This is a genomic window from Campylobacter concisus, from assembly GCF_002914195.1.
Taxonomy (GTDB): Bacteria; Campylobacterota; Campylobacteria; order Campylobacterales; family Campylobacteraceae; genus Campylobacter_A; species Campylobacter_A concisus_M.
The window spans coordinates 1-24,118 of sequence record NZ_PPAU01000095.1; the positions used below are offsets into that span (position 1 = coordinate 1).

Genomic DNA, 24,118 nt, shown 5'->3' on the forward strand with positions numbered 1-24,118 from the left:
GAGCTGGAATTATATATGAGCAATACTTAAAGATAGTTGAAATATTTAGGGAATTTGAGAAAATTTTATTAGGCGCTTGAAAATTTTAAAGTATGTATTTTTATTATAGGTTTATAGGGTTTAGTTTATATACGCGTATCCACTTCTTTTTTCTATATTTATAGAGGCTACATTGTTATTTTTATCTGTTAAAACTATCTTGCAATCACCTTTCAATAGTCTTGAATAAGGTCTTTTTGCTCCTTTATTGTTAGTAACACTCACCACTCTCATGGGCCTACCTAATTCGTCAAAATCAATGGTTTGTGTTTTGCCTTTTCCGCAACTACCGACGAATTTAACCGATTTTATGCCATATTTTTTCTCGATATTTAAATCTGTATTAATTTTATTGCAATAGGATTGAGGAATGCCTCTCCAGCCCGCACTTAAGAATTTATTTGATTTTTGTGTATCGATGGCAACCTCTTCTTTGGAATTTAAGTTACCACTAAATTTATTACCACTACCTCTTTTATCATAAAAAATACTATATTTCCAAGATTTAACCCCAGGCTCATCTACAGAGCACTCTTGCAAACTAGTGTCATTAATAGCTATCCCCCATCTCATTTTAAACCAAAATTTTTCATTTTCTGAATGTACAAATTTATCATCTTGCATGGCAAGGTGCTGGGCGTACCTTATATGCGTTAGCATCTGTGTAGCTGCCTCTCTAGCTCCATTTATTTCTAGCCTTGGTATGATCATTGCTGCAAGTATACCTACGGCAATAATCACAAAGATAAGCTCTATAACAGTAAAACCCTTGTTTTTATGCATCTACTTACCTCTTATGTCAAAATTTGCAATTACTTTTCCCATTTTTTCTATGCAAAATTTTGATTTTCCATCTAGATCGGCGCTTACTAATAAATTTTTAGACTCATCTCTTACATCTATACCATAAAATTTAAGTCTTAATGCAAGCTTTTTATTATCAGTGTATAAATCCTTAATTTCCGCTTCTTTTAATTTAGCAGCAAGCTCTTTTACAACATCAAATTTATAGACAAAATGCTTTGTTGGGTTATCTAAAAATAGGTAAAAAATTTGATTAAATACGATCATCGACCAGTTTAAAGCTAAAAAAAGCATCACTAAGGTCGTGCAAATTTTATAGCCTTTTCTAAATTTTGGCAATCTTACACGATACGAATTAAAAAATACTCTTACCACAAGTGGTGTCGCAATCACACAAAATGGTAAAAACTGTTCAAGCTCTAGCCTTTGGCGCACTGAGACTATCATACAAAAGCAAAATGAGCAAATCGCAATAAACCATAAAAGATCTTTTTTTTCTTTTACCCAAATTCTATAAATCGTGTAGACAAAAAAGATAAAAATAAATGGCGAGAAAACAGCGGCAAAGATACCAAAAGTATCGATAAAGTGCCCACTTGGCCTACCATTTGTATCAAAACCAAAAAAGTAAAGCGTGAGTAAAAACAAAATAGCACTTAGCCAAGCAAGCGGCGGCTTCCTTTTATAAAGTGAAAATATAAAAAATCCTGCGTAAAATATCAAAAAATCACCATCTATAAAAAAAGAAAGGCAAAAAAATGCTACAAATAAAATTTTATTTTTAATATGAAAAAAGTATATACATAGGAGTGCCAGCATAACGCAAAGCCCAGCATTATTGACGATAAGAGCTGAAGCTAGCGTGCCAGGAAGTAAGATAAAAAGCAATACCGCAATAAGTCTGTCAAACTCTAATTTAATGTAAAATTTGCTTATCTTATACATTAAAACGACACTTATTAAATGAAAAGCGATCATCACGGACCTTAAAGCAAGATCTGTTTGACCAAAAATTTGAATGCTTAAGTTTAAAACATGGCTAAGAGAATTTTGTTTGTTAAAAAAAATTTCAGCTTCACTGTAACTTATGCTAAGAGAATTTGCCGTATAAAGTAAAAATATACAATCAATCAAACATATCAAAAATACGCTAAAAGCGACGTGATGTCCAACAAATTCTCTAAATTTATCTAGCAAAAATTTTCCTTAAATATGTATATCCCAAAAAAACTCGATCCAATCGTGAGCCTCTTTTACCTTAAATTCTGGCAAAAGCAGAGCCTTCTCTTTATAAAAGACGGTCGCTATTTTGATATCTAAATTTGGATAACGCTTAAGCAGCTCTCTTTTTATCTCGACCATGCTCTCGCCACTATCAATGATGTCATCTACGAGTAAAATCTTAGTGTATTTGCTAAGATCTGGCACGTTAAAGATATTAATCGTATCAAGTTTGTTTGTATCTTCATAGTGGATAGAATTTAATGTAAATAAATTTCTATTATTAAGCGCAACAGCTAGCGAGTGGCCAAGCGTTAGACCACCTCTTGCCACAGCTAGTATCACCTCTGGATCAAACTCATCTTTTATCTGTTTTGCCATCTTTTTGGCATCAACGGCAAATTCATCATAGCTATAAAATATCATCTTTCATCCTTATCAATGCACTAAAAATACGATAAAACTAATAAGCGCTAGCACGACTACACCTAAATTTATATCGCTAAATTCTCTCTTTATGAGCTTAACTATGACGTATGACATAAAGCCAAATGCAAGGCCGTTTGTGATCGAGTAAGTAAGCGGGATGAGCACAACTATGAAAAATGTCGCTACAGCTATGGCTGGATCTTTGAAATTTATACTAGCAAGCTCTGCAAACATAAGCACGCCGACCATTACAAGGATCGGATAGATGGCATTGCCAGGGATCGCTTTAAAAAGTGGTAACATAAATAATGTAAGTATAAACAAAAGTCCGCAAAATACAGCTGTTAGACCAGTCCTACCGCCCTCTTCTACACCGCTTGCGCTCTCTACAAATGATGTGGTCGTACTTACACCTACAAGCGAGCCAGCTGCGGTAGCAACAGCATCAGCTTCAAGAGTTTTTTCAAGTTTTACGACGCCATCTTTTTTGTTTTCGTCAAATATCCCAGCCCTTGTGCCAACGCCAGCTAGTGTGCCTATCGAGTCAAAAAGATCGGTCACAAAAAATGTGATAACAACTGGCAGCAAGGCTAGGCTAAGCGCACCTTTTATATCAAGCTCTAAAAATATCGGAGAGATAGAGGCTGGAGTTGAGAAAATTTCTGTTGGATGAGGAGCGATACCAAGCACCCAAGCTATCACTGAAGTAGCAAGCACAGCTAGGATAAACGCGCCCTTTATCTTCCACGCCCAAAAGCAAATAACTAAAAATAGTCCTAAAACGCCAAGAAGTACGTTTGGATCTTTGAAATTTCCTATACCAACCAAAACTGCGTCGCTATTTACGATAAAGCCCATTTGTTGAAACGCCACAAAGCTGATAAAGGTGCCTATGCCAGCACTTATCGCTCTTCTTAGGTCAAGTGGGATGGATCTAATTATCCACATTCTAAAATTTGTAAAAGACAAGACGACAAATATCACGCCGCTTAGAAAAACAACGCCAAGAGCCGTTTGCCAAGGTACTTTCATACCGATGCAAAGACCAAATGTAAAATAAGCATTAAGCCCCATGCCAACGCTCATCGCAACTGGTGTGTTCGCCCAAAGACCATTTAATATAGTAGAAAATATGGTAATTAGCGCAGTTGCAGTGATTAGTGCCTCATAAGGCATACCAGTTTTGCTCATAATGATCGCATTTACCGGCACGATATACATCATCGCTAAAAACGTCGTAAGTCCCGCTCCAAATTCCTGCTTCACACTCGTTTTGTTTTGTGCTAAGTCAAAAAATTTCACCCCAAGCTCCTTTAGTAAATTTTAAGTTCGTTATATAAGCTATCACGCTCAACCGGCGTAAAACCAGATGTTTTTATGAGATCGCAAAATGTCTTTAGCGTAACGCCATTTGCGCTATTTGCGCCAGCTGCACTTTGGATGCTCTCTTTTTCTATCGTGCCATCAAGATCATCAGCGCCAAATTCCTGAGCTATCATCGCTAAATTTAGCGTCGAAGTAGCCCAGTAAGCTTTGATATGTGAGACATTATCAAGCACAAGACGTGAGATCGCCAGAGTCTTTAAAATTTCAGCTGATCCTAAAAATTTAACATCTTTTAAGTAGTTGTTTTCTCTTTGATAGACAAGCGGGATAAACGCGTTAAATCCGCCAGTTTCATCTTGCAAGTCTCTAATCCTTAGCATATGATCGATCCTATTATCACGGCTTTCTATATGACCAAAAAGCATCGTTGCATTGCTTTGTCTGCCTTTATCATGCCACATTTTGTGGATTTTGAGCCAGTTCTCGCTACTTACTTTGCCTTTGCAAATTTTAGCCCTGACCTCTTCATCAAAAATTTCAGCCCCGCCGCCTGGCATGCTATCGACGCCGTATTCGAGCATCTTCTCTATCACCTCATCATAGCTTAAGCCGTAATGTCTTGATAAAAAGTCAATCTCAGCTGCCGTCATCGCCTTTACGTGAAGCTCTGGATGAGCTGCCTTTATCTTTTTAAAAATCTCTAAATACCACTGCCAGCCACTTTTTGCGTTGTGAGCTGATACGATGTGTATCTCCTTTACGCCGTGGCTCACGCTTTCATCAACGATCTTTAAAATTTCTTCGTGGCTCATTAAGTATGGATTTGGATTTTTTCTGTGAGCCGAAAATGCACAAAATTTACAGATATCAGCGCAGATATTTGTTGGATTGATATGGCGATTTACATTAAAAAAGACCTTATTGCCGTGCAGTTTTCTGCGCTTTTTATCGGCAAATTTAGCCAATGTAAAAAGATCAAGCTCATAAAGCGAAAAAGCCTCTTGCTTGCTTAATCTCTCGCCACTTTCTAGTTTTTGTAATAGATTCATTATCTTTATCGTCCTAAAGCTGAACTTAAGGCTTTATTATAGGCAAATAAAGCTTTGTTTTTGCAAAAATTATGTAACATTTGCCAAGATATTTTTAACAATGGAAACATTAAATGCTGGCCGATAAAAGTACCAAAAATAGCGATAATTATTTAAAAATCAAAGATAAATTTCTTGATTTTAAGGCAAATTTACCAAAACATTTTCAAAAAAATCAGGGTAGAAATTTTGCAAATTTTTTAGCCAAAGAATATGATGATTTTATAAAATCTTATTTAAATGAAACTATGCGAGATTTTTTTGATGATTTTGTACCACAAAATGACAGCTTTGCCTTTAGTGTTTTAGCTACTGGAAAATACGCCCAGACCTTACTTAGCGCAAATAGCGAGCTTGAAATTTTACTAGTTTATAAAAATTTAAAAGGCTACAACATAAAGAATTTCTTAAAAGAATTTAGCGAAATTTTAAGCAGCTCTGGAATAAATTTTTATATAAAAAGCGTCGAAATAGATGAAATTTTTACAAATTACAAAGACGATCTCAAATTTAAAAGCGAGACATCGCAAGTCCGATATATCTGTGGTTCAAAAAGTCTCTACCGCTTAGTAAAAAGCGAGATCGTAAAATTAAAAGAATTTGATAAAAAAGCCTTTTTGAACTACCATTTAAAGGCGTTTTTGCCATTTTCTAGCATCAGCTACTTAGCCCAAGAGCCAAATCTAAAAAGTGGCTTTGGTGGGATAGATGAAATTTATCACCTAAACTGCATATTAAACTACCTAGATAGCGACATTTCAGTTAGATCACAAGCCCTAAAAGTGATGAATGAAAAAGAGATCGCTAGCTTTAACCTAAATGTGGACTTTTTACTAAGCCTACTAACCACCTTAAATTTGACGCAAAATTCTGATACTTTTAGCGCTTCAAGCGTTGAGATCACGACAAATTTCATGCAAACAAAGTCTAAAAAGCTTCAAGACAATGAAAGCGTTATCAGCCAAAAGATGCTAAGCTCGATGAATAATGTTGCTATTTATTCAAGGTTTATCGTCGCTTCTCTTTGTAGGCCATTTTTTAAAAGCGAGCTAAATTTTGATCAGAGAAAATTTGCAAGGCTAAAAAATGGCTTTTACGAAATAAATGGCGTTATCTACGTGCCACTCCATAAAAAGCCAGCTCTCATTGAAAATCTAATAACCGAGCTTTTAGAACTAAAAGATGTGGATTATAAATTTGATATAAGTACAATCTTTTACATCAAGCGAGCCATTATCACAAAAAGCGGCTTGGAGCACGCTATAAGTGAGTTTAAAAAGATATTTTTAAGAAAAAATTCCTACGCAATTTTAAAGTCATTGCTCGATGCGCAAATGATACAAATTTTAATAAAGCCAATGGAGCATATCAGTCAGCTAGCTCAGTACGACGGCTATCACGAATTTACGGTCGATGAGCATAGTATTTTAAGTGTAAAATTTCTTGAAAATATAAAAGATAAATTCATAAAAAATCTCTATACCGAGCTTTGCTTGGAGGGCAAAACAATGCTAAAGATCGTGACTTTAATGCACGACGTTGGCAAGGGGCTTGGCAAAGACCACGCAAATATCGGAGCAAATATCTTTAGAGCCTACGCAAACAAGCTAAATTTAAGCCAAAAAGCCGTAAATATCGGTGTTACACTTGTAAAATACCACACGCTAATGAGCAATGTCTCAAACAGAGAGGACATTTATTCCCAACGCGTTATATTTGCTTTTATCTCAAAGCTTGGCGACAAGCAGGTTTTAAAGCTGCTTTACATCCTTAGCTACTGCGTGATAAATGCGACAAACGAGAGGCTCTATAACGCCTACACAGCAAAGCTTTTAAGAGAGCTTTATGAAATTTCTCTTAGTGCATTTAGCGATGAAAATTTACTTGATGAAGCGACAAGACGCGTAAAAAAAGAGCAGTCTATAAAACGAAATAGCGAGTTTTTGGCGCTTGAATCAAGCTTGCAAGAGAAAATTTTTAAAATCACATCAAATCTTGTCTTTATAAAATATAGTGCGAGTGAGATCATAAATTTAAGCAAGGTTGCAGATAGCTTAGATGTGACAGAAATTTTTATAAATAACTCTAAAAATCTAAGCATTCAAATCTATACAAAAAAGAGCCTAAACTTAAGCGCCCTGCTCTATGAATTTGCCAAATTTGACCTAGCATACATGGAAATTTTTGAGCTATTTGAGAAGAAATTTTATATCAGGCTTGATTTTAACCAAAATGTTAAAAAAGAGGAGCTTGAAACTACTAAAAATTTAGCTCTAAAATCCTTAAATAGCGAGGTTTTAAAAGAGCCTTTGAAACCAAACATTAACAAAGATGAGATAAACTTCGAGCTAAATCACTCAAAAGATTATGCCAAACTTAGCATCAACGCAAAAGATCAGCGCGGGCTAATGGCTTATGTGATGAGTGTTTTTGATAGGCTTCATTTTCAAGTCACGAGTGCTAGAATTCAAACGGTTAAAAATAGAACAAGAAATCTCTTTTTGATCGAGAAAAACGAACGACTTGAGAGTAAAGGCGAAGAGATATTAAATTTATTAATAAGTGAGTAAAACATGTGTGGAATAGTAGGATACATCGGAGATAAAGAGAAAAAAGAGGTCATTTTAAGCGGTCTAAAAGAGCTTGAGTACCGAGGATATGACAGCGCTGGCATGGCTGTGATGAGTGATGGCAAGATCGATTTTTTTAAGGCAGTTGGCAAGCTTGAAAATTTAGCCCTAAAGACAAAAGACTTTACATCAGAGGGTTTTGGCGTGGCGATAGGTCACACACGCTGGGCAACTCACGGCAAACCAACTGAGATCAATGCTCACCCACACCTTGGCGAGCACTCATTTGTCGTTCACAACGGCATCATCGAAAACTACAAAGAGCTTAAAGATGAGCTTGAGGCAAAGGGCGTGAAATTTGTCAGCCAAACCGATACTGAGGTGATCGTGCACCTTTTTGAAGAAATTTTAAAAGAGAAAAAAGATCCATTTAAAGCTTATGAGGCGACTATTGCAAAGCTAAGAGGTGCATACGCGACGCTGCTTATCACCAAAACTGCACCTGATAAGATATTTTTCGCAAAAGATGCCGCTCCTATGGCGATAGGAAAGAGTAATGAAAAAGAGCTATATTTTGCTTCATCAGATGCTCCACTTATCGGCAATGCAACAGAGGTGGCATATCTTGATGACAACAATTACGGCTACGTGAGCTTAGACGAGATTGCTGTTTTTAAACACGGCAAAAAGGCGAGCATAACGTTTAATGCTTTACCAAAAGATAAGAGCTATGCCCAAAAAGAGGGATATACATTTTTCATGGAGAAAGAAATTTACGAGCAAGGTGCAGTCGTATCTGAAACCATCATGGGCAGGGTTAAAAACCACAAAGTCACCCTTGAAAATTTAGACGATGAATATCTAAAAAGTATCGATGATGTCGTGCTTTGTGCGTGCGGTACGAGCTACCATGCGGCACTTGTTGCAAGCTATCTTTTTGAAAGACTTGCTAAAGTTAGAACAAAGGTCGAAGTAGCAAGTGAATTTAGATACAGAAAGCCTTATCTAAACAAAGACTCGCTCTTCATCGTCATCTCACAAAGTGGCGAGACAGCCGACACTCTTGAGGCACTTAGGATCGCAAAAGAGGCTGGGCTAAAAACGCTTGCGATTTGTAACGTCGATAACTCATCTATTGTTAGACTAGCTGATAACACGCTTCTAACTCGTGCTGGCATCGAAAAAGGTGTGGCAAGTACAAAGGCTTTTGCAACGCAGATCATCGTGCTTTGGATGCTTGTGCTTCAAATGGCGGCAGCTAAAAATTCTATTGGCAAAAAAGAGCTTGATCACGAAATCAAAACGCTTCTTCACATTCCACAAATTTTAAATATCAATAACTCTCTTCAAGAGAAGCTTCACCGCCTAAGCAAGCATTATTTACATGGTCATGGCTTCTTCTTTATAGGCAGAGACATCTTCTATCCGCTAGCACTAGAAGGTGCGTTAAAGCTTAAAGAAATCTCATATCTTCACGCCGAGGGCTATCCATCAGGCGAGATGAAACACGGCCCTATCGCACTTGCAGACGAGAAGCTATTTACGATCGCTTTAATGCCTCAAAATTTACTTTATGAAAAGACAAAGAGCAATGTAGAAGAGCTTGCCGCAAGAGATGCCTACATCCTGGCGATAAGCCCACTTGAGTTTGAGCTAAGCGATGACTACGTAAAAACAAGCGTTCAAGATCACTATATGAGCGAATTTTTCGAGATGATGCTTGTGCTTCAGCTACTTGCGCTTGAAATTTCTGTTAGACTTGGCAACAACGTCGATATGCCAAGAAATCTCGCAAAAAGCGTAACTGTCGAATAACTCGTGTGGCTGGCATCTTGCTGGCTACTTAAATTTTTATAAAAGTAGTTTTGCATTATGCTACTAAACATAAATCTTATATTAATATTTTTATAATATTTGCTTATATATAATGTTAAAAAACCAACTTAAATATTAAGGATAAAAATGAAGTTAAGTTCATCTTTACTAAGCGTAGGCCTTGGAGTTTTACTTTTAAGCGGTTGTGCAACTGGCAATAGCAACGGTGTAACTGGCAGTGCTGCTGGAAGCAATAACAATAATGCTAACACAAAAATAGAAAAATGCAGTAGCACTCTTGGAACACTTGCGTTTTATGAAGACCAAAATTCTGATTGGTATTCATATTTAACACACAACTACAAGCTCACATCAACTATTCCTGTTTTGCGTCTTCTTGCACAACAAACTGGTTGCTTTGTTATAGTTGAGCGTGGTGCTATGATGGATAATATGATGCAAGAGCGTGCGCTTGATAGATCAGGCGAACTACGTGGTGGTTCCGGCTTTGGTAAAGGTAAAATGGTAGCAGCTGATTATACTATTCGCCCTGAAATTTTCTTTAGCAACGAAGATACAGGCGGAGCAGGTGCTCTTGTTGAAGCACTTTTTGGTAGTGTAGCAGGTGCTATAGCTGGTGGTTTTTCAACAAAAGAGACACAAACCACATTGGTTCTTATAGAAAATCGTTCAGGTGTTCAATTAGCAGCAGCTATTGGCTCGGCTTCTAGCACTGACTTCTTTGGCATGGGCGGCGGTGCTGGCGCTTCTCTTGGTGCTGGACTTGGCGCGTATTCAAGAACACCTGAAGGAAAAACACTTGTAAATGCTTTCCTTGATTCGATGAATCAATTAGTTATTGCCCTAAAAGACTACAAAGCGCAAAATGTAAAAGGCGGTCTTGGCAAAGGCGGAAGTTTAAAAGTAGGAGATTAATATGAAATTTTTAGCCATTTTATTTTGTTCATTGACTTTTTTGCTTGCTATGAGTTATGAAAAAAAAGTTGAAGCTAGGCTTTGCAATCTTATAAATCAAAGAGAAATGGCTAAATTTTATGGCGACATAAGAAGTATTGATAGCTTTGATAAAAAAATAGAAAGCTATAAATTTCGTAATGGAATAGAAAAATTCGATGAGGATAGTTGCCGTACAAATGGCTACTATCCTGTTGATCCAAACTATGCGCCATATCCGCCTAACTACCGCCCATACTATCGAAATGAGTACGAAAGATATGATAGATTTCAGCGTGGTTACCGCGGAGGCTACTATAACGATGACGACTATGATGATGGTTTTGATCGTGGCTATAGGCGTGGTTATAAGGATGCTAGAAGAGACTATAGGCTAGGTAGATAATCTTATCTAGCCTTAACTTTAACTGGCTCTTTTCTAACAAAAAAACGACTTCTACAAATAGCAAATCAAAAACAATGCATATACCAAATTTTACTGCTATAAATAAGTTCAGTGCATTGATTAAAAATTACAAAACCTGTGGATACGACAACATCCCAACTACCCAAATTTTTCTTTCGACAAAAGAGTAATAGACACCCTTACAAATAAGCTAGAGCAAGACCATAAAAATTTAAAAGAGCTAACAAGCAATATCAGCAGAGACGATCTTTTAAAGGTGCAAATTAGTGCACTTGAAGATGAAATAATAAGTTCATCTCTCATAGGGGGCGAAAGGCTTAAAAGATCAAGCATTCGCTCGTAGATAAAAAAGAGGCTATATGAAAATTTTGACTGGCTAGCTGACACTCATGCGACTAGACACAGTGTTAATCTAGTCTCGCTAATGTTTGAAGTAAATTTAAACAAAGACTATATGAACCTCGAGCGGCTACATGGCTGGCACAATACCTTGTTTGAATATATCCAAAGCAAAACTTACAAGATAAAACGAGCCAAGTTTAGAGATGATGAGATGAGCGTCGTCTCAGGCCCTCCAGAAAATGGGTAAATCCACTATGAAGCCTTGCCAGCAGAGGTATAGAAGATGAGATGAGAACTTTTAAAATTTTATCAACAAAAGCCTTGAAAACGCATATCTAAAAAGTTTTATTGCACATCTTTAGTTTTTTATCCATCCTTATGATGACGGTAATGGACGCATGACAAGGGCTTTGGCACACTACTTTTTAAGAGAAGATAGTGTTAAGCCATTTTCTATCTCTAGCATTATTTAAGCAAATAGAAAAAATTATTATGAAATTTTAAAGCAGATAACAAAGCTTGGAAATAATTTAAATTTTAATTTCACAGGGTGGATAATGTAGCACACCTACAAGCGGTAAATAGCGCTATAAACAAGCTATAAGCTTACTAAAAATATAAAATTTCTATCGTAATTTAAGAGTCAAAGCCATTAAAATTTATCTTTACCTAGTATCGTTGTCAGCTGTTCTTTGATTCTATCATCAAATTCACTAACGCTTATGACACCCCTACTTTCGCACATCTTGGCATCATTAACATCGCAGTAGTCACTAAGTGCATTTTTGTATCCGCCCCTTATGCAAGCCTCTCTGTCTTCCAAAAATCCAGCCCCACCAAGGATAAGCACGCCAAGATCAAAACCTATCTTAAATTTTGCACTCGCTGAGCTTTTAACCCAGCTTAAAAATATCTCATCGTATCTTAATCCAAGTGCTCCAACGCCATCTGGCACGACCAACATATCAACACCATAAAGGCTCTCGGCATAAATTTCAGGATGAAGCCTAATACCAAATTCATCGACTATTTCAGGCTTTAGTGCGTAAGTCTTGATATTAAAATCCTCAAATTTATGTAAAAAATCATAAATTTTAGCAAAGCTTAGTAGATTTAGCTTATCAAACATCAAAATGCCAACTTTCATGCTAGCTCCTTTTAATGAAGTGCCTCATTTAGCTTGATCGCCCTTTTGCTCGCACTTGCAGTGATCTGGCCTGTTTGGCTATTTTGTCTAAAATGAAGTCCATTTAGCCCACCAAGCTCAAGCGCTTTGTAAATTTCAGCTTCAAATTTAAACTCTGGATTTAGCTTAGCTAACTTTTCGCGCTCGCTAGCTGATATATAGACCTTTGTGCCTTCAAGCACCGCTATGCCAGCATCCACGATGCAGTTATCACCAAGAGGTACGCCTGTAACTGAGTTTGCGCCAAGCAAGCAGTGTTTGCCAATGCTTACAGGATTGCCGTTTGTGCCACTTAGCACGCCAAGTATGCTTGCCCCTCCGCCTACGTCACTGCCCTCGCCTACTACGACAGAGCTGCTGACTCTGCCTTCAACCATCACGCCACCAGTTGTACCTGCGTTAAAGTTGATGTAGGCAGCACCAGGCATAACGACTGTGCCAGGATACACGGCAGCGCCCATACGAACCTTAGCTGAGTCTAAAATTCTCGTGTTATCAGCCGGAATGATATGGCTTAAAAATCTTGGGAATTTATCGACACTAACGATCGCTGGATATTCGCCAAACATCTTTAGAGAAATTTCATTTTCTCTTAGCCATTCAAGCTCGATTGGCGTATTTTGGGTAGTCCATGCAACATTTGGTAACACACCAAAAGCTCCATCAAGCACGATCGTCCTAGGTGCGACCTTGCCAAGTGAGATCAAGTAAAGCTTGAGATATACGGCCTCTACGCTAAGTGGTTTAGCATCGTCAAACAAAAATACAAGCTTAAATTTATTCTCATTTAGTTCAAGATCGTCATCAAATGCCATTTTTACGGCATGTAAATTTTGTACATTTTTATGAGAGCTTATCTCTTTTTCAAAGACGCTAAAGAGCTTGCTAGCTTTTTTTACCACTTTTGGCGTAAGATCAGCTACAAATTCAGAGCCGTTAAAATCAACCTTAACATCACACTTTTGCAAAGCATAAATATAAGCAGCAGCGCTTAAAAAGCTCTCTTTGTAATTTACAACAGCGAATGTCGCTTGCAAAATTTTGTCTGTATTTTTTTGTCCACGATCGACCCTCGCGATACCAAAAGCAAGCGGATCTTTGTAGCCATCTTTTTTTCTAAATTCTTCAAAAAATTCCTTAAATTCATTTGCATCTTTAAACTCTTTAGACATCTATTCTCCTTTAAATTTTTTCTTAGTCTAGCCAAAAATGGCTAAAAATTTTATGATTTTAAGTCCATTAAAATTTTAAATATTTTTATATTTTTAATAATGATTAATCTTATCATAAAGCAAATTGCAATAAGATTTTGCAAATTTAAAGAAGGAGTTTAAATGTCAAATTTAGTAACAAAACCTAGATTTGCTCTGGCTGCGTTAATCGGCCTTATCGCTGGCGTTGTTTCAGCTTTTGTCAAATGGGGAGCAGAATTCCCACTTCCTCCAAGAAGTCCGATGGATATGTTTAACGCTGCTTGCGGACCAGAGAGTGCCATTAGAGCAGCCGATACGATCGATTGCTCTAGGAATTTCTTAAATCCGCCTTATGTATTTTTAAGGGATTATTTGGGAGTGGCCGATCCAAATGCCGCCATTTACGAGTTTGCAGGGCATGCGTTTAACTACGTAATGATGACGCATATATTATTTTCGATCGTTTTTGCGGTTGCTTATTGTGTTTTGGCTGAGAAATTTCCAAAGATTACAATATGGCAAGGCTTACTAGTTGGCGTTATCGTAAATATCGCTGTTCACGTGATCACATTACCTATTTTGGGGCTTACTCCACCAATTTGGACACTCCCTTGGTACGAGCATGTATCTGAATTTGTCGGCCACATGATATGGTTTTGGTCGATAGAGATCATCCGTCACGACTTAAGAGCTAGGATCACAAAAGAAAAAGATCCAAGTGATTATTGCTGCTGCAACGCATAAGTGCAAGTTTCTGCTGTTTTGGGCTAAAAACCTAAAACAGCAACCAAATTTATCTCACCGTTTAAAAGCAAAATTTATCCGCGATTAGCACTCCTGGCTAAGCTCTAAATTTTCTAAACGAAGTGGCTTTTTGCCTTCAAAAATCACCCCTATACCAAAAGGTTCGCAAATATCAAGCGCACCCTCAGCAAATCTCATCAGCCACTGCTTATCTTGCGCATAAAAAGTACACTGTGGGGACTCAAACGGCAAATCGCAAACTGGCACATCAAGCGCTCTAAGCTCGTCCTTGCTCAAAAGGCATTTTTGCTTAAGCTCATCTTGTAAAAATGTAAGCGCATCTTTTATGTGCCGGTCGATATCCTGAGCGATACGCTGCACAAGTAAAATCGTCTCATCATCCACATCTGCCCCATTTGCCGAGATAAGGCAAAAGAGCACTTGGCCAAAAATTTCGCTTTTTAGCTCTGTCTCCGCGTACCAAATAAAACCTTCATCCGTTGCTACTTTTTCAAGCTTGCTAAATTTTAAAGTCATTTTTTATTCTCATTTTTTGTGATTTTGCTACTCTTCTAAAAGAGCGAAATTTAAGCAAATCTGTCGTGATATAAAATAGATATAGCTTGTAAATTTGCCTTTTTAGCATAAAGCAAAAGCTAAATTTACAAGCAAATTTTCAGTTTTTCTCGCTATTTAGAAGCAAAATTTCTCATCAGTGCCATTTTGCTTGCGCATAGCTTTAAAGTTAGCAAGATTATCTTTATCTAAAAAGTAATCTTTCTCTTTTTTATTGCGGGCTTCTAGTTTTTCTATGCCTTTTGCAAGGGCTGCTTTTCTATCTTCGTGAGGCGAGCTAAATTCTGGCGAGAACATCGCTTCATAGGCATTTTTCTTAGTCCATTCAAGCGCTTTATCAGCGATATCTTGTTGCTTTTTGATATCGCAAAATGCATAAGGATTGACCACGTCGCCAACAAGCTTCATAAACGCCCCTATCGCGGCCACCACGTCAGTAAATTTCTCGCCCTCCATGTCTATAACGCCTCTTAGCAAGATCGCGCGATTTTTTGCCGCATAAAACCAAAATACCGCATCATCGCGAAGTCCAAGATCATATGCGCGAGCTGAAAGGACAAAAAGAGTTATCGGAGAGACCATTTGTGGGGCGTCTTGCACGATCTTTTCAGCCTTTTTAAAGTCCTCTTCTTTGCCACTTTTTAAAAGCTCATCTATCTTGTCATAGACCTTGACGTACTCCACCTTGCCAGCATTTGCTGAGTAGTATGGCGTGACGTAGATGTCGATACTTCTTACTTTGCCATCATTTGCAAAGCCACATACCGCTCCAAAAAGTAGCGCCGTAAGCAGTGATAAAATTTTCATTTTAGTTCCTTGGTTTAAAATTTTTATTATTTTAACTAAAAGCAGTTGAAAGGTTGGAGTAAATTTGAAAGAAAGTCCACAAATTTAAAGCGGACTTTGAAGATTAATTTTTAAAACTATGAATAGGTGCTGGAATTTGTCCGCCACGAGCGATGAAGTCGGCACTTGAGGCCTTATTTATCTTCATCACAGGCGCTCTTCCTAAAAGGCCGCCAAACTCGATCATATCGCCCTCACGGCCAAGAGGTATGATACGAACGGCCGTTGTTTTTTGATTTATTACGCCAATAGCCGCCTCATCAGCGATCATCGCAGCTATGCTCTCACTTGGCGTGTCCGCAGGTATAGCTATCATGTCAAGCCCCACCGAGCAAATCGCAGTCATAGCCTCTAATTTTTCTAAGTTTAACGATCCAGCTTGAACGGCCGCTATCATGCCCTCATCTTCTGAGACCGGGATAAATGCACCGCTTAAGCCGCCCACTTGATTGCACGCCATGACACCACCTTTTTTGACAGCGTCGTTTAGCAAAGCAAGTGCCGCTGTCGTGCCATGCGTACCAACAGCCTCAAGCCCCATCTCCTCAAGCACACGAGCTACCGAGTCGCCCACAGCTGGCGTTGGAGCAAGAGAGAGATCGACGATACCAAATTTAACCCCAAGACGTTCGCTCGCCATTTGGCCCACAAGCTGGCCGATACGAGTAATCTTAAACGCCGTCTTTTTCACAGTCTCAGCCACTACGTCAAAGCTCTCGCAACGTACCTTTTCAAGGGCTCTTTTTACCACGCCAGGGCCTGAAACGCCAACATTTATCACCACATCAGCCTCGCCCACACCGTGAAATGCACCAGCCATGAAAGGATTGTCCTCGACTGCATTTGCAAAGACAACAAGCTTAGCACAACCCATCTCAGATGCTGCCGCCGTCTCTTTTATAATGCGCCCCATATCACGCACTGCGCTCATATTTATGCCAGTTTTCGTTGAGCCGACATTGACACTTGCACATACTTTTGAAGTCTGAGAAAGTGCTTGCGGGATAGAATTTATCAAAATTTCATCGCCCTTTTGATAGCCCTTTTGAACTAAAGCTGAAAAACCACCTATAAAATCAATACCAACCTCAATCGCCGCCCTATCAAGCGTCTTTGCGATCATTACGTAGTCTTTTGCGTCCGTTGCAGCGCCGATTATCGAGATAGGCGTCACGCTCACTCTTTTATTGACGATTGGTATGCCTAGCTCAGCAGAAATTTCATTGCCCACTTTGACTAGGTCTTTGGCTTTAGTGGTGATTTTTGCGTAAATTTTGTCACAAGCTTTGTTGATGTCAGGATCGATGCAGTCAAGTAAAGAGATACCCATCGTGATCGTTCTGATGTCAAAATTTTGCTCTTCGATCATCGAGATCGTTTCGGTTACGTTTTTGATGTCCATTGTTTTTCCTTAGATTGTATGCATCGCATCAAAGATAGCAGAACTTTGGATATTTATCTTTACTTTTAGGCTCTCTCCAAGCTTATCTAGCTCCGCTCTTAAGGCTGTAAAGTCTTTATTTTCATCGCTTGAAACCACCGCCATCATCGTAAAAAACTCATCTAAAATAGTCTGTGAGATATCATCTATGTTTAGCCCTAGCTCGCTAAGCTTTGCTGAGACGCCAGCAACGATGCCGACTCTATCTTTTCCGACTACAGTTACGATCGCTTTCATGTTTTCTCCTATTAAATTTTAAATGATTGCATTTTGGCTACAAAATTTAAACCCTGCATCAAGCAAAGCCAAATTTTGGTAGCCAACTTCAAACTGGCAAATTTTAAAATTTGCTCTAAATTTTATCTTTTATAAATTTTACTTCGAGCAAGCACTCTTGCCGTCATTTACTGGCTGGATCGCTGAGTTATCAGCTCCGCCATCACTATTTATATTTTCTATCACTTCCCAAAGTCTAGCAGCCGCACTCTCGTAACGTTTTGCAGTGACTGAGTTTGGCTCGTAAAAGCTAACTGGCTTACCATTATCCCCGCCCACGCGAACAGCTGGCTCGATAGGGATTTCAGCTAAAATTTGTGTGTTGTAAGCTTTTGCCACCTCTTCAGTCGTACCTTTGCCAAAGATGTCGTACTCTTTGCCGTTATCTGGGCAGATGAAACCACTCATATTTTCGATGACACCAGCGATTGGGATGTGAAGCTTCTCAAACATATCAAGCGCACGCTTGCTATCGTCAAGCGCTACCACTTGTGGCGTTGTGACGCAGACACCTGCCGTTACTGGCACGCTTTGAGCTAGAGTTAGCTGCGCATCGCCCGTTCCTGGAGGCATGTCGAGAAACAAGACATCAAGCTCGCTCCAAAGTACGTCTTTTAGCAGCTGCTCGATCGCTTTCATTATCATCGAGCCACGCCAGATGAGGCTCATGCCCTCTTCCATCAAAACGCCCATACTCATCATCTCAACTCCGTGACTAAGTATCGGTTTTAGCTTGTTACCAACGACTTGTGGCTGAGTATTTACTTCGCCAAGCATTCTTGGGATATTTGGTCCGTAGATGTCAGCGTCTAAAATTCCCACTTTTTTGCCTAGTTTTGCCATTGAGATGGCTAAATTTAGCGTTGTGGTTGATTTACCAACGCCGCCTTTTCCAGAGCTTACCATTACGAAATTTTTAACTTGTGGCGCGATATTTTTACCACTTTGAGTGTTACTTTTCTCCTCAGCTATCCTTGGCTGGATCAAATTTAACACATACTCATTTGAGCCCATAACACGTTTGATGTCCGTTTTTAGCTCATTTGCCACTTCTGGGCTTGAGCTGACGATCTCGACTTCGATTAAAATTTTATCGCCTATTTCTACATTTTTTACAAAGCCAAAGCTAACTATATCTTTTTCAAAACCAGGATATATAACACCTTTTAGTCTATTTAAGACCTCTTCTTTATTTAACATTTTTCTCCTTTTTCTAGATCTTTTGAAATTTTATATGCACAAAATTTTGGTCCGCACATCGAACAAAAATGAGCACTCTTAAACGCATCTTCTGGCAAGCTCTCATCGTGAAGCTCTCTAGCTTTCTTTGGATCAAAGCTAAGCTCAAACTGCTTGTTCCAATCAAATGCATATCTAGCATCACTCATCTCGTGATCCTTTTCTATAGCTCCCACCTTTCCAAGTGCGACGTCAGCGGCATGAGCTGCTATCTTATGAGCTACGATGCCCTCCCTTACGTCATTTTCATTTGGCAAGCCAAGGTGCTCTTTTTGCGTCACGTAGCAAAGCATGCTAGCGCCGTGATATGCCGCCATCGTGCCACCGATCGCCGAGGTGATGTGATCGTATCCTGCACCTATGTCTGAGACAAGCGGTCCAAGCACGTAAAATGGGGCGTCATGGCAGAGCTCTTGTTCGATTTTCATATTATACTCAATTTGATTTAATGGCACATGACCAGGACCCTCAATCATCACTTGCACATCTTTTTCCCATGCACGAAGCGTTAGCTCTCCAAGCACCTTTAGTTCACTAAGCTGTGCCTCGTCTGTCGCATCAAAAAGGCATCCTGGGCGAAGTCCATCGCCAAGCGAGAGCGAGACATCGTATTTTGCACAAATTTCTAAAATTTCATCAAAAATTTCATAAAATGGATTTTGCTTATTTAGCTTTGACATATAGCTTGCACTTAAACTGCCACCGCGGCTTACTATGCCCATTTTACGCTTTTTAACAAGTGGCAAAAACTCACGCAAAAAGCCAGCGTGTATCGTAAAGTAACTAACCCCTTGCTTTGCTTGCTTTTCAAGTATCTCTAAAATGAGCTCATTTGTGATATTGGTAACCTCTTTTGCCTCTTTTAAAATTTCATACATAGGCACTGTGCCAATTGGCACGCTTGAATGCTCGATGATCGCACTTCTAATAGAGTCCAAATCGCCGTCTGTACTTAGATCCATAACCGTATCAGCGCCAAATTCTAGGCAAATTTCAAGCTTTCTAAGCTCCGTGCAAATGTCGCTACTTAAGCTTGAATTGCCGATATTTGCATTGACCTTTGTCTTTAGCTTTCTGCCTATACCCATCGGCTTTAAATTTTTATGATTTATATTTGCTGGAATGATGATGCTACCTTTTGCAACCCCATCCATCACTAAATTTTCACTAAGCCCTTCGATCCTTGCCACATAGCTCATCTCTTGCGTTATCTCGCCGCGCCTAGCATAATACATCTGCGTCTTATCTCTCATATAAGGCCTTTTTTGATTTTTAAAAACCTCATTTTAGTCCTTTTTTGATTTAAACTAACTAAATAAGCTTTTAAAAAATTTACTTTTTTAAAAAGAAATTTTGAAGTTTTGAGATGTATAATTCTGTAACAATTTTCAAAGGAGTTATCTTGCTTGATATATCACTTATAATGCTTGGAGCAGGAAATTCTAGCCGTTTTGAGCTACCAGTAAAGAAGCAATGGCTTCGAATAGGAAGCGATCCACTTTGGCTATTTGCTACTAAAAATTTGAGTAACTTTTACACATTTAAAGAGATCATTGTCGTTAGCAAAGAGTGCAAATATATGTCAAAATTTGCTCCAAATTATAAATTTGTTGATGGCGGCGAAACCAGACAAGATAGCCTAAAAAACGCACTTGAGCTAGTAAGTAGCGAATTTGTCCTAGTTAGCGACATCGCTCGCCCTTGTATTTCAAGCGAGCTTTTTCACAAGATTATAGAGGCAGCAAATCAGGCCGATTGTGTAGTTCCAGCACTAAAGATCGCAGACACTGCTTATCTTGGCGAAAATGTGGTTGATAGAGATAAGGTGAAACTTATCCAAACACCACAGCTTTCTCGCACAGCACTTCTTAAAAAAGCTCTTAGTAGTGGCGAAATTTACACAGATGATAGCTCAGCTATGAGAGCCATTGGCGCAAGCGTATGGCAAATTTTAGGTGATGAGATGGCAAGAAAGATCACTTACAAAGAGGATCTTGCCAAAATTTATGCTTTAAAAGAGCCCGAAAATGAAGTCTTTGTGGGAAACGGCTTTGATGTGCATGAGTTTGAAAAAGGTCGTCCTTTGATTCTTTGCGGCGAGAAGATCGACTATGAGTTTGGGCTAAAAGCTCACAGCGATGGCGACGTGGCACTTCATGCGCTAACTGACGCTATTTTGGGAGCTGCTGGACTTGGCGATATAGGCGAGCTTTTTCCTGATACTGATGCTAAATTTAAAGATATTAGCTCTATTTACTTGCTTGAGGAAGCTTATAAAATGGTGCAAAGCGTGGGCTTTGTGCTAACAAATGCTGATATAACGATAATGGCGCAAAAGCCAAAAATTTCAAAACTAAAGTCAAAAATGGAGGCAAACATCGCTCAGGCTCTAAATTTAAGCCAAAGCCGCATAAATGTAAAGGCAACGACTACTGAAGGGCTTGGCTTTGTTGGCAGATGCGAAGGGATCGCCGTAATGGCAAGTGCAAGCCTTAAATTTTACAACTGGAAGCAAATATGAAAATTTTAATAGTAGAAAATGAAATTTATTTAGCTGGCTCGATGGCTAGTAAACTAGCTGATTTTGGCTATGACTGCGAGATCGCCAAGAGTGTAAAAGAGGCGTTAAAGTTTGAAAATTTTGATGTAGTGTTACTTTCTACCACACTTCCAGGGCAGGATTTTTACCCTGTTATCGAAAAATTTAAAAGCTCTATCATCATCTTACTAATCGCTTATATCAACAGTGACACTGTGCTAAAACCGATTCAGGCAGGTGCGGTTGATTACATCCAAAAGCCATTTATGATAGAAGAGTTAGTTAGAAAGATAAAGCATTTTGAGGAATTTAGAAATTTCAAAAACGAGATCAAGAACTATGAAAGCTACGTAAATTACGCTTTAAAAGAGTACGAAATTTCTAGCTTTGAGGCAAAAAAGATAAAATTTCCACTGCTTTTAAAATCAAGCAAAAGCGGATACAGCGATAAATTTATATTTAGCTACGTAAAAGCTTGTAAATTACCATTTTTATTTTTAGGCAAAGCCTGTTTCTCTGAGCTTGAAAAGGCATTGGCTAAAAATGGTGACGAGCTAATCTATATGACAAATTTAGAGGAGCTAAAACAAGAAGAAAAAGAGAAAATTTTAGAAATTTGCAAAAAGAAAAAGGTCGCGATCTCAACTAGCGATTTTGTACAAAAAGCACCATTTGACGAGCTTGAGCTTTCAGGACGCGATAAAAATTTCAATATCGATGAGATCGTCACTATTGATGAATATATAAAATACATAATCGTTAATTATCAAGATAAATTCCCTGATACAGAACTTAGCAAGAAGCTTGGAATTTCTAGAAAATCACTTTGGGAAAAGAGAAAGAAATATGACGTCAGCAAGAAAAAATAGCGAAATTTCAATCAATACCGAAGTTTTTGGTGCTTTGGAGTTAATAAAAAATAAAATTCTCTCAGATTACGACTCGCTGATGGACGATGAACAGATAAAAGAGGTGAGTAAGAAAGGCTATTTTAATGGCGAGCCAATGCCGTATTCTTTTGGATTTGCTCCATTTGGCGAGCTAAATCAAAATATTACTAGCAAGCTTACTCCTGGACAAAAGGTAAATCTAAGTCTTGATGGTAAGATCGTTGGACATATCAATGTTGTCAAGGTCTTTAAATTTGACGAGAGCATGAGAGCTAAAAATATATTTTTAGCAAACGAAGCTAGTAATGATAAAGAGCTAAATTTGGGCAAATACGGCATTAGTGGCGAATTTGAGCTTTATGATGAAAGTATGCAAATAAGCAAAAATACACTAAATGATCTAATAAAAGAAGATGGCGCTAAAAAGATAACGGCGGTCTTTTTAACGGCTGATCCATTTAATAGAGCTCACGAGCGCCTTGTTAGAATGACTATTGATAAGGCTGATTTAGTAATCATTTTTTTAATAAGGACACGCGAAGAAAAGCACGTTGATTACGAGATTAGAAAGCAAGTGCTGGATTATTTTATACAAAATTATTTGCCGACAAAAAAGGTCTTTGTCTTTGCTCTAAAAAATACAACTCTTTTTAGCTCACATGCAAACCCAACACTTGAGTGCATCGCTGCTTCAAGATTTGGGGCAAATAAGCTAGTCATCGGACAAAACCACTCAGGAATCGGAATGTTTTTTGATCATAATGAAGCTCATACGATTCTTGATATTTATAAAAACGACCTAAATTTAGAGGTAATCGTACTGCCAGAACTAGTTTATTGCAACAAATGCAAGACGCTAGTTAGCACTAAAAGTTGCCCGCACGGACAACATCATCAGATCAAATATCACCCAGATGTCATCAAAGAGCTGCTATTTAACGGCATTATGCCACCAGCCATTCTTGTAAGGCCAGAAATTTCTGCACTAGTTTTAAGCAAACTCTTTACAAATCGCTTTAAAGACGTGCAAAAGCTTTGCGATGATCTTTTTGTAAATTCAGGGCTACTTGAAAACAAAACTGACCGCGACTTTTACGAAGAGCTTATGAAGCTTTATCAAACATCATCGATGACTTAAGGAAATTTATGCAAAAACTATTTTTAACTTTTTTTGGATTTGGACTTTTGCCAAAAGCGCCTGGCACTTGGGGCTCTATCGCTGGCGCTGTGGTAGCTTATTTTGTGCTTTATTTTTTATCATCAACCACGCTTTTTCTAGCTAGTATTTTGCTATTTTTGGTAAGCATTAGCGTTATAGATGATTTTGAAAAAAAGGTAAATTCTCACGATGAAAGTTTTATCGTTATAGACGAAGTTGCTGGAGTTTGGCTTGCTATTGCCATTAGTGGAGCTACGATCTCTCAGCTAATACTCTCACTTGTGCTTTTTAGAGTGCTTGATATTAAAAAGCCTTCGATAATAGGTAGGATCGACCGCAATGTAAAAGGTGGCCTTGGCGTAATGGGCGATGATATGGTGGCCGGTTTTTTTGCTGGATTAATTAGCGCAATAATATACGGGGCTGCTATAAAATTTGGCATAACTTTGCCGTAAAAATATAGATTTTTGGCAAAGTTATATAGGCTTAAATATCTTTTATATAAATTTTAAGCAAGTCCTAGCTCATTTAAAACAGAACTTAGATTAACCGAGCTACTATTCTTACTATTAAGATTTTTTTGCTTCTCTAGCAGAGCTTGATTAGCAAGTGCTACATTTAGCTCTTTGCGGTAATCACTTAAAATTTTATCCATTATCTTAAGCAGCTCATTTTTTTGATCCTGTGTTTTTGCAGGATCATCTATGCCTAGAAGTTCTGTTAGCTCCTTTTTCTTTTGGGCTATTTTCTCTTCTATCTTATTAGAATTTAGCTCACTTATAAAACCAACTGCACCGATTTCAGTAAGCCTTTTTTTAAACTGTTCAATCTTATCTGAAATTTTTGCATCGCTTGCGATCTTATCCATAGCAAGGCTTAAAATTTCATCAAAACTATTTTTTTTATCCTTAGTCTTGCTTGAGCCTGATTGCAATAAATAATCGATTATGTCGTTATTTTGTACCTTCATATATCTCCTTTTACTGTATTGAGATATATTTTATAAGCAAGATT

At 38.2% G+C, this 24,118-nt stretch carries 26 protein-coding genes; 12 read left to right on the plus strand and 14 right to left on the minus strand.

All coding sequences use genetic code 11. The features are described from left to right. Positions 1 to 120: 120 nt before the first annotated feature. Genes CYP28_RS05615 through mqnE form a run of 5 tightly spaced genes read right to left on the minus strand, consistent with a single transcriptional unit; the run spans position 121 to position 4,871 of the window. Positions 121 to 822: a pilus assembly FimT family protein gene (locus tag CYP28_RS05615; protein WP_103593433.1), complete on the minus strand. Its 702-nt coding sequence runs from the start codon at positions 820 to 822 to the stop codon at positions 121 to 123. After that, positions 823 to 2,040, minus strand: coding sequence for a hypothetical protein (locus tag CYP28_RS05620; protein ID WP_103593434.1), 1,218 nt, complete (start codon positions 2,038 to 2,040; stop codon positions 823 to 825). A 9-nt stretch (positions 2,041 to 2,049) separates the two neighbouring features. Further along, positions 2,050 to 2,490 carry a phosphoribosyltransferase gene (locus CYP28_RS05625; protein ID WP_021091484.1) on the minus strand — a complete coding sequence of 147 codons (441 nt, stop codon included), beginning with the start codon at positions 2,488 to 2,490 and terminating at the stop codon, positions 2,050 to 2,052. A 12-nt stretch (positions 2,491 to 2,502) separates the two neighbouring features. Next, a complete protein-coding gene (locus CYP28_RS05630) occupies positions 2,503 to 3,795 on the minus strand; it encodes an NCS2 family permease (protein ID WP_103593435.1) in 1,293 nt (430 codons plus the stop codon). Between the two features lie 11 nt (positions 3,796 to 3,806). After that, entirely contained in the window at positions 3,807 to 4,871 is a 1,065-nt protein-coding gene (gene mqnE, locus CYP28_RS05635; RefSeq protein ID WP_103593436.1) for an aminofutalosine synthase MqnE, read from the minus strand. Between the two features lie 110 nt (positions 4,872 to 4,981). On the opposite strand from mqnE, the gene CYP28_RS05640 reads away from it, so the two are divergent. The 7 genes from CYP28_RS05640 to CYP28_RS10915 all read left to right on the plus strand — a co-directional run bounded on the left by CYP28_RS05640 (position 4,982) and on the right by CYP28_RS10915 (position 11,488). Continuing rightward, on the plus strand, positions 4,982 to 7,477 hold the full coding sequence (locus tag CYP28_RS05640; protein WP_103593437.1) for an HD domain-containing protein: 2,496 nt from the start codon (positions 4,982 to 4,984) through the stop codon (positions 7,475 to 7,477). 3 nt (positions 7,478 to 7,480) lie between these two features. Beyond that, complete coding sequence (glmS, locus tag CYP28_RS05645) at positions 7,481 to 9,292, plus strand: glutamine--fructose-6-phosphate transaminase (isomerizing) (RefSeq protein ID WP_103593438.1); 1,812 nt, start codon at positions 7,481 to 7,483, stop codon at positions 9,290 to 9,292. Positions 9,293 to 9,439: 147 nt separating this feature from the next. Then, positions 9,440 to 10,228, plus strand: a complete 789-nt coding sequence (locus CYP28_RS05650; RefSeq protein ID WP_103593439.1) for a peptidoglycan-binding protein — start codon at positions 9,440 to 9,442, stop codon at positions 10,226 to 10,228. 1 nt (position 10,229) lies between these two features. Next, positions 10,230 to 10,652, plus strand: a complete 423-nt coding sequence (locus tag CYP28_RS05655) for a gamma-glutamyl phosphate reductase (RefSeq protein ID WP_103593440.1) — start codon at positions 10,230 to 10,232, stop codon at positions 10,650 to 10,652. A gap of 142 nt (positions 10,653 to 10,794) precedes the next feature. Beyond that, positions 10,795 to 11,016, plus strand: a complete 222-nt coding sequence (locus CYP28_RS10910) for a DUF4172 domain-containing protein (RefSeq protein ID WP_223154482.1) — start codon at positions 10,795 to 10,797, stop codon at positions 11,014 to 11,016. 81 nt (positions 11,017 to 11,097) lie between these two features. Continuing rightward, a complete protein-coding gene (locus CYP28_RS10345; protein WP_180997948.1) occupies positions 11,098 to 11,262 on the plus strand; it encodes a hypothetical protein in 165 nt (54 codons plus the stop codon). A 121-nt stretch (positions 11,263 to 11,383) separates the two neighbouring features. Continuing rightward, a complete protein-coding gene (locus CYP28_RS10915) occupies positions 11,384 to 11,488 on the plus strand; it encodes a Fic family protein (protein WP_087584034.1) in 105 nt (34 codons plus the stop codon). Positions 11,489 to 11,667: 179 nt separating this feature from the next. Here the strand turns inward: CYP28_RS10915 and CYP28_RS05670 are convergent, their stop codons facing one another. Further along, the gene (locus CYP28_RS05670; RefSeq protein WP_103593441.1) at positions 11,668 to 12,162 is read right to left on the minus strand and encodes a hypothetical protein; all 495 of its coding nucleotides are present in this window, start codon (positions 12,160 to 12,162) and stop codon (positions 11,668 to 11,670) included. An 11-nt stretch (positions 12,163 to 12,173) separates the two neighbouring features. After that, positions 12,174 to 13,373, minus strand: coding sequence for a 2,3,4,5-tetrahydropyridine-2,6-carboxylate N-succinyltransferase (locus tag CYP28_RS05675; protein ID WP_103593442.1), 1,200 nt, complete (start codon positions 13,371 to 13,373; stop codon positions 12,174 to 12,176). A 162-nt stretch (positions 13,374 to 13,535) separates the two neighbouring features. Between CYP28_RS05675 and CYP28_RS05680 the strand changes: the two genes are divergently transcribed. After that, positions 13,536 to 14,138, plus strand: coding sequence for a YagU family protein (locus tag CYP28_RS05680; protein ID WP_103593443.1), 603 nt, complete (start codon positions 13,536 to 13,538; stop codon positions 14,136 to 14,138). Between the two features lie 84 nt (positions 14,139 to 14,222). On the opposite strand, the gene CYP28_RS05685 is transcribed toward CYP28_RS05680, so the two are convergent. The 6 genes from CYP28_RS05685 to thiC form a co-directional block, all read right to left on the minus strand. Then, positions 14,223 to 14,675 carry a hypothetical protein gene (locus CYP28_RS05685; RefSeq protein WP_103593444.1) on the minus strand — a complete coding sequence of 151 codons (453 nt, stop codon included), beginning with the start codon at positions 14,673 to 14,675 and terminating at the stop codon, positions 14,223 to 14,225. A gap of 156 nt (positions 14,676 to 14,831) precedes the next feature. After that, positions 14,832 to 15,521, minus strand: a complete 690-nt coding sequence (locus CYP28_RS05690) for a cytochrome-c oxidase (RefSeq protein ID WP_103593445.1) — start codon at positions 15,519 to 15,521, stop codon at positions 14,832 to 14,834. A gap of 103 nt (positions 15,522 to 15,624) precedes the next feature. Further along, positions 15,625 to 16,962, minus strand: coding sequence for a PFL family protein (locus CYP28_RS05695; protein ID WP_103593446.1), 1,338 nt, complete (start codon positions 16,960 to 16,962; stop codon positions 15,625 to 15,627). 9 nt (positions 16,963 to 16,971) lie between these two features. Further along, positions 16,972 to 17,238 (minus strand): ACT domain-containing protein, encoded by a 267-nt coding sequence (locus CYP28_RS05700; protein WP_103593447.1) that lies wholly within the window; start codon positions 17,236 to 17,238, stop codon positions 16,972 to 16,974. Positions 17,239 to 17,376: 138 nt separating this feature from the next. Then, a complete protein-coding gene (locus CYP28_RS05705) occupies positions 17,377 to 18,477 on the minus strand; it encodes an Mrp/NBP35 family ATP-binding protein (RefSeq protein ID WP_103593448.1) in 1,101 nt (366 codons plus the stop codon). Beyond that, positions 18,471 to 19,769 carry a phosphomethylpyrimidine synthase ThiC gene (gene thiC / locus CYP28_RS05710; protein WP_103593449.1) on the minus strand — a complete coding sequence of 433 codons (1,299 nt, stop codon included), beginning with the start codon at positions 19,767 to 19,769 and terminating at the stop codon, positions 18,471 to 18,473. The genes CYP28_RS05705 and thiC overlap by 7 nt, the downstream gene beginning before the upstream one ends. A gap of 149 nt (positions 19,770 to 19,918) precedes the next feature. On the opposite strand from thiC, the gene CYP28_RS05715 reads away from it, so the two are divergent. From CYP28_RS05715 to CYP28_RS05730, 4 genes are read left to right on the plus strand one after another with little or no spacing between them, the layout of a single operon-like run. Next, complete coding sequence (locus CYP28_RS05715; protein WP_103593450.1) at positions 19,919 to 21,037, plus strand: bifunctional 2-C-methyl-D-erythritol 4-phosphate cytidylyltransferase/2-C-methyl-D-erythritol 2,4-cyclodiphosphate synthase; 1,119 nt, start codon at positions 19,919 to 19,921, stop codon at positions 21,035 to 21,037. After that, positions 21,034 to 21,924, plus strand: a complete 891-nt coding sequence (locus CYP28_RS05720) for a response regulator (RefSeq protein ID WP_103593451.1) — start codon at positions 21,034 to 21,036, stop codon at positions 21,922 to 21,924. Before CYP28_RS05715 ends, CYP28_RS05720 begins: the two co-directional genes overlap by 4 nt. Then, entirely contained in the window at positions 21,902 to 23,083 is a 1,182-nt protein-coding gene (locus CYP28_RS05725) for a sulfate adenylyltransferase (protein WP_103593452.1), read from the plus strand. Before CYP28_RS05720 ends, CYP28_RS05725 begins: the two co-directional genes overlap by 23 nt. 8 nt (positions 23,084 to 23,091) lie before the next feature. Beyond that, a complete protein-coding gene (locus CYP28_RS05730; RefSeq protein WP_084042046.1) occupies positions 23,092 to 23,559 on the plus strand; it encodes a phosphatidylglycerophosphatase A family protein in 468 nt (155 codons plus the stop codon). Between the two features lie 53 nt (positions 23,560 to 23,612). On the opposite strand, the gene CYP28_RS05735 is transcribed toward CYP28_RS05730, so the two are convergent. Next, on the minus strand, positions 23,613 to 24,074 hold the full coding sequence (locus CYP28_RS05735) for a response regulator (RefSeq protein WP_084109308.1): 462 nt from the start codon (positions 24,072 to 24,074) through the stop codon (positions 23,613 to 23,615). Positions 24,075 to 24,118: the final 44 nt, after the last annotated feature.

Excerpts from the sequence above, each read along its gene's own strand:
- CYP28_RS05615 (WP_103593433.1), bottom strand. The coding sequence starts at position 822 with ATGCATAAAAACAAGGGTTTTACTGTTATAGAGCTTATCTTTGTGATT.
- CYP28_RS05625 (WP_021091484.1), bottom strand. The coding sequence starts at position 2,490 with ATGATATTTTATAGCTATGATGAATTTGCCGTTGATGCCAAAAAGATG.
- CYP28_RS05640 (WP_103593437.1), top strand. The coding sequence starts at position 4,982 with ATGCTGGCCGATAAAAGTACCAAAAATAGCGATAATTATTTAAAAATC.
- glmS (WP_103593438.1), top strand. The coding sequence starts at position 7,481 with ATGTGTGGAATAGTAGGATACATCGGAGATAAAGAGAAAAAAGAGGTC.
- CYP28_RS05650 (WP_103593439.1), top strand. The coding sequence starts at position 9,440 with ATGAAGTTAAGTTCATCTTTACTAAGCGTAGGCCTTGGAGTTTTACTT.
- CYP28_RS05655 (WP_103593440.1), top strand. The coding sequence starts at position 10,230 with ATGAAATTTTTAGCCATTTTATTTTGTTCATTGACTTTTTTGCTTGCT.
- CYP28_RS10345 (WP_180997948.1), top strand. The coding sequence starts at position 11,098 with ATGTTTGAAGTAAATTTAAACAAAGACTATATGAACCTCGAGCGGCTA.
- CYP28_RS05670 (WP_103593441.1), bottom strand. The coding sequence starts at position 12,162 with ATGAAAGTTGGCATTTTGATGTTTGATAAGCTAAATCTACTAAGCTTT.
- CYP28_RS05675 (WP_103593442.1), bottom strand. The coding sequence starts at position 13,373 with ATGTCTAAAGAGTTTAAAGATGCAAATGAATTTAAGGAATTTTTTGAA.
- CYP28_RS05680 (WP_103593443.1), top strand. The coding sequence starts at position 13,536 with ATGTCAAATTTAGTAACAAAACCTAGATTTGCTCTGGCTGCGTTAATC.
- CYP28_RS05685 (WP_103593444.1), bottom strand. The coding sequence starts at position 14,675 with ATGACTTTAAAATTTAGCAAGCTTGAAAAAGTAGCAACGGATGAAGGT.
- CYP28_RS05690 (WP_103593445.1), bottom strand. The coding sequence starts at position 15,521 with ATGAAAATTTTATCACTGCTTACGGCGCTACTTTTTGGAGCGGTATGT.
- CYP28_RS05695 (WP_103593446.1), bottom strand. The coding sequence starts at position 16,962 with ATGGACATCAAAAACGTAACCGAAACGATCTCGATGATCGAAGAGCAA.
- CYP28_RS05700 (WP_103593447.1), bottom strand. The coding sequence starts at position 17,238 with ATGAAAGCGATCGTAACTGTAGTCGGAAAAGATAGAGTCGGCATCGTT.
- CYP28_RS05705 (WP_103593448.1), bottom strand. The coding sequence starts at position 18,477 with ATGTTAAATAAAGAAGAGGTCTTAAATAGACTAAAAGGTGTTATATAT.
- thiC (WP_103593449.1), bottom strand. The coding sequence starts at position 19,769 with ATGAGAGATAAGACGCAGATGTATTATGCTAGGCGCGGCGAGATAACG.
- CYP28_RS05720 (WP_103593451.1), top strand. The coding sequence starts at position 21,034 with ATGAAAATTTTAATAGTAGAAAATGAAATTTATTTAGCTGGCTCGATG.
- CYP28_RS05725 (WP_103593452.1), top strand. The coding sequence starts at position 21,902 with ATGACGTCAGCAAGAAAAAATAGCGAAATTTCAATCAATACCGAAGTT.
- CYP28_RS05730 (WP_084042046.1), top strand. The coding sequence starts at position 23,092 with ATGCAAAAACTATTTTTAACTTTTTTTGGATTTGGACTTTTGCCAAAA.
- CYP28_RS05735 (WP_084109308.1), bottom strand. The coding sequence starts at position 24,074 with ATGAAGGTACAAAATAACGACATAATCGATTATTTATTGCAATCAGGC.